Origin of the sequence: Candidatus Propionivibrio aalborgensis, from assembly GCF_900089945.1 — a bacterium.
Classification (GTDB): domain Bacteria; phylum Pseudomonadota; class Gammaproteobacteria; order Burkholderiales; family Rhodocyclaceae; genus Propionivibrio; species Propionivibrio aalborgensis.
In genome coordinates, this window is sequence record NZ_FLQY01000131.1 from 1 (window position 1) to 6655 (window position 6655).

Genomic DNA, 6655 nt, shown 5'->3' on the forward strand with positions numbered 1-6655 from the left:
GCCGATTTCGTCATCTCGACCGCCGTCAAGGGCATTACCGACGACTACACCAGCCGCTTCATGCACGGCACCATCGTCCTGATTGAGGACGAACTGTTTCGCAGGCCGCGCTCGGAGTGGCCAAAAACCATCAAATCCCTTGATACCAAGTTTGCCTACAGGTTGCGAATTGTCGATCGCTGGTCGCTCACGCTTCCAAAGAAGCAAGCCGAAAAACTTGACTCCGGCGAGCTGGCCATTGATTCCGATCACGACGTTCTCTACCACCGGCTGAAGCTCACGCCGAAAATACTTGTGGTCGGCCCGCTCTCGCCCGACGCGAACCCGGATCGACCGCGCGCATTGCCGCTTGAATTGCGCATCCACCTGTTGACATGGAGCCTGATCGGCCTCTGTCTGGCCATCGCCGTGTGGTTCTGGGTGCGCCCCGTCTGGCGCGACCTCGAAGCATTGCGCCAGACAGCACGAGATCTTGGAGAAGGCCATTTTGAAGCACGAGCCCCTGAGGCGCGTAGCAGAGCCTTCGAACTCCTGACCGACACACTCAACGATATGGCTGAACGCACCCAGCGACTGATTGCCACCCAAAGGGAATTGTCCAGCGCGATCTCGCACGAACTTCGTACCCCGATCGCGCGTATGCGCTTCGCCCTCGAAATGCTGGCCGAATCCGCTGATCACCCGGACCGCCAGCGACTGATGCAAATGATGGACGTCGACCTTGACGAACTTGACAGTCTGATCGACTCGAGCTTGACTTATGCCCGCTTCGAGCGCGAGCAGCCGGAACTGCATCTGACACCGGTTGAACTGGCACCCTGGCTTGAGGAGGAAGTGGAATCCATGCGCATTCTCGGCGGCGCGCTCGAACTGACCGTAGACACTAGCGCAGTGCCCCCGGTTCAGTGTGTTGAACTGGATCTGAAGAGCATGCCGTATGCCATAACCAACTTGCTACGAAACGCTCTCAAGTACGCCAAGTCAAAAATTGCCGTCAGCGCCGAAGTCGTCGAGCAACAGATTTGCGTGCATGTTGACGACGACGGCATCGGCATCCCACCAGAAGAAAGAAAGCGCGTGTTCTATGCCTTCACCCGACTCGATCGCTCACGTGATCGCGCAACCGGCGGCTACGGCCTGGGGCTGGCCATTGTGCGACTGGTTCTGGAACAACACGGCGGCACGGCGACAGTAGACGAATCGCCCCTCGGTGGAGCACGTTTCACTCTCCGCTGGCCGCTGTTACAGAGTGTCACGCAAACCTGACGAAAGCACTGAAGACGCACGCGCCTCCACCAACTATCATAGCCCGGGTCAATGATCAATCAGATAGTGAAGCCCGGAATGCCCCAATTCAGTCAGATTCGCGAACGTTTCCTCGCCAATGCCCGCCAGCATTTGCTTACCCCAAACGCAGCAGCATGCGACTGCGAACTTAACGTCTGCCTGAACACTCTGGGTTGCCGCACCATCGAAACCTCGCTGCCTCTCGGGAACCCGGCGGATTGACCTCCATGACAAGGCCCCACGCAACATTCCCGATCGCCGAAGGAGTTGGCATTTTCGTTGGAGTTGTTGCCTGGGATCTTCTCGCTGATGGACGCATGGAAGTCATCAGAGCCTTGCTCATTGCCGCCAGTTGCTCACTGGCCTGGTTCGGCTGGCGTTGCTGGAAAGCGAAGACCCGAAACAAGCAAGAATGACTGCTTTCCGCAGCGTGTTACACGCCGTCACGCAAAGGCTGAACAAGCGCAACAGACACATGATTAGCCGATCCTTAGAATGCAGTTGTTGCCTCAGCGTCCCCCGCTGGCAATGTTTGACCCTCCCTGACCCATCGCAACGGTGGGCCTTTCAATCCCGTGCCAGACCGGCGCGGGATTTTTTTTGCTGCCTTACAGGGAATCAGGCGGGTGCCGAAGATTGGTCAAGAATCCGGATTTCACGCTGCGGAAAGGGAATCTCAATGCCGTTCTCGCGGAAGGCTTTCCAGACGGCCAGTCCAATATCCGAACGAATACTACCCGTTCCAGATTCCGGGTCAGACACCCAGAAGCGTAGCTCAAGATTAACGCCACTGTCGGCAAACCCTGAAAGCAATACGGTCGGCGCCGGGGAGTCCAGCACCCTTGTATGACTCTGGGCCGCCTCGACCAGCAATTTCATTGCTTTCACCAGATCGGCACTGTAAGCCACCTGAACGGACAGCTCAACCCGAACGTTCGTGTCGGAGAACGAAAGATTGCGCACAACATTGTTCACCAGATACTCATTGGGTATAATCACCTCGATACCAGTCCGCGTGCGCAGAACGGTGTAACGCGTGGTGATCTGCGTCACCGTACCCGATGTCCTTTCGTCGACAGCCACCAGATTACCCAACCGGATCGAGCGGTCCAGCAAGATGATGAAACCGCTCACGTAATTGCTCGCGATTTTCTGAAGGCCCAGACCGAGGCCAACGGCCAGGGCGCCGCTGAACACCGAAAGCGTCGTCACATCGATACCGACCAGAGACAGACTGCTGAGCAGTGCGATTACCAGGAGAATCGCCTTGGCCAACCTGGCCAGCAACTCGCGCACGTTCGAATCCATCTGCCCGGCGGCCATCAACCGGCTCTCGATCAGGCTGGCGACCCAAAGTGCAAGAAGCAGCGTAACGCATACCGTTACTGCGCCATGCATCAACATCCAGAGATTGATGGACTGACTGCCGACGCCAAAACTCACCGTTTCGAGCAATTCGATTACCGGACCGGAAAACCCGGTGATCTCAAGCGCTACCCATCCCCATATGGAAGATTTAATCACGCGCTCGGTATTGATGAGAAAACCGCCCTGCGGGAAAACATAGCGCAGCACGTAGATCAAAACACTAGCCAGTGCCCATGCAACAAGCAGCGGAACGGCCAGATCAAGCAGACTAAGATTCTCCAACTTCGCAGCTTTAAGCACCTTGCGCAAGACCAGTACGAACACCAACGCGAGTACCGGAAAGACAATCTTCCTCAGGCTTCCAGCTCCGAAGGTTCGCAATGCATTCTGCGCAGGCATACCACTGCCTTGGCGCTCACGCAGCCGCGAAGACAACCAGCGGGAGAACACCAGAATCACGACGATGGCCAGCGCCACCCAGTAGAATTCGGAGAAATGTAAATCGCGCCAGAGTTGCTGGAGCAGTGCGAACATCTGCCTGTCTTTCATTGCCGTTCCATCACGGCCGAATAGAAACCATCGGTGCCATGGCGATGCGGTAGCAGGCGCAATCGCAAGCCTCCTTCATAGTGATCGCAATCGATTTCGATGGCCTGCCTGCGCAGCACCTCCGCCGCAGAAAGCGTGACGAACTCAGGATGCGCGCTGAGAAACGACGACACAACCCCCTCGTTTTCCGCATCGAGCAAACTGCACGTTGCGTAAACGAGACGCCCCCCCTTCTTCACCAAACTGGATGCCGAACGCAGAATCGCCGCCTGCTTGGCTGTCAGCTCGACCACGCTTTCCGGCGTTTGCCGCCATTTCAGATCGGGATTGCGACGCAGCGTCCCGAGTCCGGAACACGGCGCGTCCACCAGTACCCGATCAAGCTTGCCAGCCAGCCGCTTGATCTTGATGTCATTCTCGGATTCAATGCGTACCGGATGCACATTCGACAGTCCAGAACGCGCCAAACGCGGCTTCAACTTGGCCAGACGCTTCTCAGCCACATCAAAGGCGTAAAGCCGGCCTTGAGAGCGCATCATGGCCCCTAGCAAAAGTGTCTTGCCGCCGGCTCCAGCACAGAAATCGGCGACCATCTCGCCGCGTTTCGGCTGCAAGAGAAAGCCGAGCAACTGGCTTCCTTCATCCTGCACCTCGAAGCTGCCGTCGAGAAACAAGGGGTGGCGCGAAAGTGCCGGCTTACCCAGCAAGCGAATGCCAAGCGGCGAATAGCGGCAGGGCTCTGCCGTCAGACCATCGGCATTCAGGCGGGCCAATACGAGTTCGCGATCTGCCTTGAGCAGATTAACGCGCAGATCGAGTGGAGCGGACTGGTTGAGGCCGATGACCAGTGACTCCAATTCCTGAGTGTCGAACTGCGTCTTAAGCGTCTCGTACAACCAATCCGGCAGATCAAGTCGAATCGCCGGTGGCAAATCCTCCAGCCTGAGTGCCTTGGCCTGCGCCAGCCACTTGCCCTCCACTTCGCTCAATACCGCATCCAGCTCTCGCCGGTTCATGCCTTGCACACAGGCCAGCGACGCGAGCAATAGTCGCCGCGAGGTCACGTCATCAAGACAGCGCGCAGATAGCGAACGCTTGCGGCGAAGCACCGAATAAACGCTTTCAGCGACAAAGCCACGATCGGCATGACCCAGTTCGCGATGTTGGCGGAAGTAGCGGGAAACCACCAGATCGGCGGGAAATGGAGAGCGTAACAACTCTGACAGCAGTACCTCGGCATGTTTGAAAAGGGCAGGTGTAAAGCGCATTATTCTGGACTCACTTCAATTTTGATGGCGACCTGCACGAGGCTGTCGCCCTTGCGGTCGACGTGGCGGATTTTAACCGGCAGCATCAGATAGTCATAAGCTAGCCAGAGTTCGGTCGTATTCACACCAGGAGCGCGCAAGTGCAGTGTGCGTAGAACACCAGCCGGCACCTCGATTTCCTCATCGCCCAGCACCTCGAGTTGATAGACACCATATTTTCGGCCCGTCGCTATTGCAATCGAATTGCCGGCCTCGGGGAGCGGCAAGAATCCGAGCTGATAGTTGAACGAAAGCAGATCCTGAGCACCAGGATGAAGAACCTGTTCAACCTGATCGCCGACGTGTACTTTCATGTTCTCCCAATCGAACGAGGCCTTCTCTTTGGTTTCCTTGCCATTGCGCCGAATCGCAAACGTTTCCGGGTGAAACCCTTCGGCCGTCATCAAGCCTCGGCTCTCCATTTCGATGGTATACGATTTGAACAGCCTGACCAGGCCCGTGGTTTCGACTACGGAAAGCAGCCGGTAACGTCCATCGACGATTTCCCAATCCTGCTCTGCTTTCCCGATCTCGAATTTCATGTCGCCGCGATCAACCCGGTAGAGAATTCTTCCGTGTTCCGGCATACGCGACCTGACGACTGACACGGGCTCAGACTCCGGTTCAGCAACGGAGTCCGCTTCAACCGATGGTGCTTCAACCGCTGCCGGCGACACCTCCGGCAGACCTGGCAGCGGCGCGGCACTGTTCGCAGTTTCCACTTTTTGCGGGGGAGGCTTCGCTTTGGCAACCGTATGTTTTTCGCGCTTTACTACAGGCTCGATCTTCGGCTTTGGGGGTGGCATTGGCTTCAGTTCTGCCATCAGTGGCGACGATTCGGGCTCGTAAGACAGGTCAATATCGGGCCCGAACAGAACCACTGCATGTATGCCGAACGAAGCGGCAACGGCGATGAGCAATGCGAAAGGCATGAGCCGCCTACGGTGAAATTCGAGCCAGCGGCGAAATCAGTGCCCCCTCGCTCGCTTGCGGTGCGTCAAACTCGACTCGCCCATCAATCAGACGCAGACGGCCTTCGGCGAACCAGCGCACGGCCAGCGGATAAATCGTGTGCTCCTGAACCAGGACCCGTGCCGCAAGGCTGGCCTCATCATCGCCGTCGAGCACCGGCACTGCCGCCTGTACGACAATCGGGCCATGATCGAGCGCCGTTGTAACGAAATGAACGGTGCAGCCATGCACCCTGACGCCCTCCTCAAGAGCGCGCAGGTGGGTATGCAGACCTGGAAAGGATGGCAGCAACGAAGGATGGATATTGATTAGCCGCCCTTCGTAATGCGTCACAAAGCCATCGCTCAGAATCCGCATGAAACCAGCCAGCACGACAAGATCAGGTGAAAAGGAATCAATCACACCTGCCAGGACTTCATCAAAGGCCTCGCGGCTGGAAAACTGCCGGTGATCGACAACCCGCGTCGAAATACCATGCGCGGCCGCCGTTTCCAGCCCTTTTGCGTCCGGGCGGTTGGAAATTACCGCCGCGACGGTCACCGGCAGCGCACCCGTAGCGGCCGCGCCAAGCAAGGATTCCATGTTGCTGCCCCGGCCGGAGATAAGAATGACGATGGATTTCATCTGATTCACAGCCCGCCGACAGGTAGAAACACCGACGTCGCAATACTTTGCGTAATGCGCGTAATCATCCTGCCGTTCTTGTCAGCGACCACCTTGGAAAGGAAATCCAGCAGGCCGATAACGCGACCGAACTCCCGCTCGAAACTCAGGTTCGGGTTATTCGGATCCAGTTCGTTGGACACCAAAAGGAGTTCGCCAGAGTCGTTCCGGGTCGAAGACATTTTCCAGATGGCGATCTCGATGTTGCGTGCACAATTGTAGAGTTTCTGCTCGTTCAAACTATCGAGCATATAGAAATCATCCTTATGTTCGAATGCGGCGTAGACCATCCCCAGCAGCCCGGCCATTACCGCCAGCACGCGGTCACCTTGATAGCTCGGGCTGAAAGCATAGAGCGCCGCAGCCCCCTCTCGCCGCCCCTCCAATTCGGGGAAATTAAGGCTACCCGCAAACAGGCGATCAATTGCTGCCGCGGCATTGGGCTGACCGGACTTCTTCCACTCCTTCGGGTTGCGTTTGTAGAGTTTCACTGCAATACGGTGCATTCC

The 6655-nt window shown here is 57.1% G+C and carries 7 protein-coding genes; 2 read left to right on the plus strand and 5 right to left on the minus strand.

Annotation, left to right across the window (positions count from 1 at the left end):
• Together PROAA_RS07985 and PROAA_RS07990 are read left to right on the plus strand one after the other, a co-directional pair.
• Positions 1-1266 (plus strand): ATP-binding protein (locus PROAA_RS07985; protein WP_186410843.1); only part of this gene is annotated, 1266 nt, incomplete at its 5' end.
• A 78-nt stretch (positions 1267-1344) separates the two neighbouring features.
• On the plus strand, positions 1345-1509 hold the full coding sequence (locus PROAA_RS07990) for a hypothetical protein (protein ID WP_186410844.1): 165 nt from the start codon (positions 1345-1347) through the stop codon (positions 1507-1509).
• A gap of 396 nt (positions 1510-1905) precedes the next feature.
• Here the strand turns inward: PROAA_RS07990 and PROAA_RS07995 are convergent, their stop codons facing one another.
• The 5 genes from PROAA_RS07995 to PROAA_RS08015 all read right to left on the minus strand — a co-directional run.
• The gene (locus PROAA_RS07995) at positions 1906-3204 is read right to left on the minus strand and encodes a mechanosensitive ion channel family protein (RefSeq protein ID WP_186410845.1); all 1299 of its coding nucleotides are present in this window, start codon (positions 3202-3204) and stop codon (positions 1906-1908) included.
• Positions 3201-4472 (minus strand): RsmB/NOP family class I SAM-dependent RNA methyltransferase, encoded by a 1272-nt coding sequence (locus tag PROAA_RS08000; RefSeq protein ID WP_186410846.1) that lies wholly within the window; start codon positions 4470-4472, stop codon positions 3201-3203. Before PROAA_RS08000 ends, PROAA_RS07995 begins: the two co-directional genes overlap by 4 nt.
• Positions 4472-5443 carry a DUF3108 domain-containing protein gene (locus PROAA_RS08005; protein ID WP_186410847.1) on the minus strand — a complete coding sequence of 324 codons (972 nt, stop codon included), beginning with the start codon at positions 5441-5443 and terminating at the stop codon, positions 4472-4474. Before PROAA_RS08005 ends, PROAA_RS08000 begins: the two co-directional genes overlap by 1 nt.
• 7 nt (positions 5444-5450) lie before the next feature.
• Complete coding sequence (gene purN, locus PROAA_RS08010; RefSeq protein WP_186410848.1) at positions 5451-6107, minus strand: phosphoribosylglycinamide formyltransferase; 657 nt, start codon at positions 6105-6107, stop codon at positions 5451-5453.
• A 5-nt stretch (positions 6108-6112) separates the two neighbouring features.
• On the minus strand, positions 6113-6655 hold a 543-nt coding region (locus PROAA_RS08015), incomplete at its 5' end, for a hypothetical protein (RefSeq protein WP_222102161.1).

Bases quoted from the DNA above. Each gene is read 5' to 3' on its own strand.
- PROAA_RS07990 (WP_186410844.1), top strand. From the start codon at position 1,345: ATGCCCCAATTCAGTCAGATTCGCGAACGTTTCCTCGCCAATGCCCGC.
- PROAA_RS07995 (WP_186410845.1), bottom strand. From the start codon at position 3,204: ATGAAAGACAGGCAGATGTTCGCACTGCTCCAGCAACTCTGGCGCGAT.
- PROAA_RS08000 (WP_186410846.1), bottom strand. From the start codon at position 4,472: ATGCGCTTTACACCTGCCCTTTTCAAACATGCCGAGGTACTGCTGTCA.
- PROAA_RS08005 (WP_186410847.1), bottom strand. From the start codon at position 5,443: ATGCCTTTCGCATTGCTCATCGCCGTTGCCGCTTCGTTCGGCATACAT.
- purN (WP_186410848.1), bottom strand. From the start codon at position 6,107: ATGAAATCCATCGTCATTCTTATCTCCGGCCGGGGCAGCAACATGGAA.